This window comes from Desulfosarcina sp., assembly GCF_041551955.1.
In the GTDB taxonomy this organism is placed as follows: Bacteria; Desulfobacterota; Desulfobacteria; order Desulfobacterales; family Desulfosarcinaceae; genus Desulfosarcina.
In genome coordinates, this window is the sequence record NZ_JBFELV010000563.1 from 1 (window position 1) to 2,748 (window position 2,748).

General features: G+C 51.8%; 2 protein-coding genes. Both read left to right on the top strand.

What is annotated here, in order from left to right:
• Positions 1–405 precede the first annotated feature (405 nt).
• Positions 406–2,436, top strand: coding sequence for an SPOR domain-containing protein (locus tag ABYV26_RS24160; RefSeq protein WP_372683906.1), 2,031 nt, complete (start codon positions 406–408; stop codon positions 2,434–2,436).
• A gap of 28 nt (positions 2,437–2,464) precedes the next feature.
• Positions 2,465–2,748 (top strand): 4Fe-4S binding protein (locus ABYV26_RS24165; RefSeq protein ID WP_372683907.1); only part of this gene is annotated, 284 nt, incomplete at its 3' end.

Consider the following 2,748-nt stretch of genomic DNA (forward strand, 5'->3'; position numbering starts at 1 on the left):
GATACAATCCTTAACAGTTGGTGCGATGGAAATTTTGGCAACTGAAATCAACTTTGAACCGGGTGCCTACATGACAACAATCAAAGTGCCTGACCCTGATTGGGCTTCCACTATTACGGAAATAGAATGAATGCGATTGTCTCTCGCAGAGACGCAAAGAACAGAGGGTAATCATCAGGTAAAAGGTGTAAGGTTGAAGGCTGTCAGGACTAAATGAAATTGACCGAATTACATGGGGTTGGCTTCGCCAAGAAAGAATCATAAAATCAGTAAAATAACCTTAACAGGATGAAAACCCTTGTGAAAAAAAACGGTTGCCAGGCAATTCGGGTTGTCGTGATCAGTTTGATACTTGCTTGGCTGGCTTTTCCCGTGTCAGCCGCCTTGTTTACACTTGGATGGGTCGTGACCGGTGCAACTGCCGCCAGCCAACCGGTGGCCATCGCCCCGCATGCGGCTCATGCCGCCAATAGTCCATCGGGTGCGGCAGCAACCAGCTGGTACATTATTCAAGTTGGGTCTTTCCAACAGCAGTCAACGGCTGAAAAAGAGATCGCGACACTGAATAAAAAAGGTGTCGATGCCTATTACCGCTATGAGGATACGGGCGGTAAAGGCATGTGGTATCGCGTCTATTACGGTAGTTTTCCGACATACAAAGCGGCCGAGGCAGCCGCCGAGCAAATGATTCGAGATGGTTTGGTTAAGGCCTGCCTGCTCAGAAAAGTCCTGCCGGAAAAAAATATCCTCTACTCCACAGACAACGGCGATACGATCCCCTCGAGCCGTGAAGGCGAAAAAGATCAACGCCTGGCGGCGTCTTCATATGAGGAGGCCGAAAAAGGGTCCATGGCCGATGGGATCGATTCCCAGATGTCGACGGTGGTGCTGGCCAGCGCTTCACAGTCGACGGTCGAGAGTAGCGGCACGGATTCGATTTTGCAGCGGTTGAAAACAGATCGGGTTGAAGGCTCGGATGTAGACGCGCCTGATGACCCCTTTCAGGCTGCTGAGGTGGATCCATTCGCCGACGTGGCTGAAGATCCATTTAAGGACACCGGGGAAGACCCGTTTGGCGATGTGGCCGAAGACCCATTTAAAGCGGGGGCGCCGACCGATGATCAAGGCAGCGACCCGTGGGATACGGCCGCCCCAGACGCCGCCCCGTGGGACGAAGGGCCTGGACAGAAAAGATTTACCACTGGTGGTCGGGTGTGGAACAAATTCAGCGTCGACACCGAAAATGACGACGAATTCGAAGACCTTTACCAAAACCATGTCCAAGGCCAAGTGGATCTCACCTATGCCCCCACATCTTCGCTATTCTTTAAAGTGGGTGTGGGTGGCGATTATTATACCTACGGACGTGATCGTGACAGGAACGATGACGCCAATTTTCGCCTGTTTGACGCCTATCTCAACATGTCAGGTAAATACGCCAACTTGAAGGTGGGCAATCAAATCGTTCGGTGGGGCAAGGCCGATGGGTTCAGCCCTTTGGATATCTTGAATCCCGAGGACTTCCGGGACGGCATCGGCGGCCGGCGGGAAGATCGCAAGCTGCAGATTCCCATGGTCAACCTCGAACTCTTTGCGGGCATCTTCACGTTGCAAGGGATATACATCCCGGTATTCATTCAATCCGAATATGACATCCGGGAAACCGACTGGGCCCTGCTTAACCACTATGAGGAACAGGTCGGCCCGGTCAGCGTGGTCGAGGATAACCCGGCCAATACGTTGGAAAATGGAGAGGGCGGCGCCCGGTTATCCAGCACGATCGGTCGGTTCGACTACGCCTTGAGCTATTTTTACGGCTATGAAGATGTCGGCACGCTTGACTCGTTGACGGTCCCCCCCGGTTTCGACCCGACCTTCAGTTCCCGCGTGATCAAAGATCTGGTGGGTTATGCCCACGCCACCAATCAGCCGATTCGACTGCGCCATGATCGCCAGCAAACTGCTGGTTTTGAGTTCGAAACGACCGTGGCCGCCTTCGGATTGCGCGGCGATCTGGCCTATACGGACCGGGTCAGTTTGGTTACCGATCAACTTCAGCGGATCCGCAAACCGGTGTTTCAGTATGTGGTGGGGGCTGACTATCATGGGCCGGGGGCATTCTACCTGAATATTCAATTCGGCCAGAACTTTATCAGTGATTTTGATGACAGCATTATCCTGGCGCGAGAACTCACCAGCAACATAAACGGTACGATTTCAAAGAAATTTTTCGACGATGATTTAAAATTGGAATTTCGCTGGTATTATGATTTCCATGGTGATGGCACGCTATATAATCCCAAGCTCATCATTGATTACTGGCAAAATGTCACCCTGGAATTGGGTGTAGAGATTTTCGACGGTACCGATTATACCCCGCTGGGTTTTTACCGCGATAACAGTCAATATTATGGGTTGATCGAACTTAGCTTTTAATCATTCACCCTTCGGGAGGAAGGGAATCATGCCGATATTCTTAAAAGCAGCCAACACCGCACGGGAAAAAGATGCGGTCTACCGGCTCAGGTATCGGGTTTTCGTTGAAGAAGAGCAGCGTTTTGACCACCCATCGAATCGGATTTATGATATTTACGACACGTTGGATGAGAACGTGAACTTCATCGCCATGGAAGGTGACGAGGTGGTGCATGACGAATCCAAGTGCAAGGGCTGCGGGAGGTGCGTTTCAGTGTGTCCCGAGAACGCGGTGAGGGCGCAGATCGATGACGTGGACGAGGCAGTTGGGGA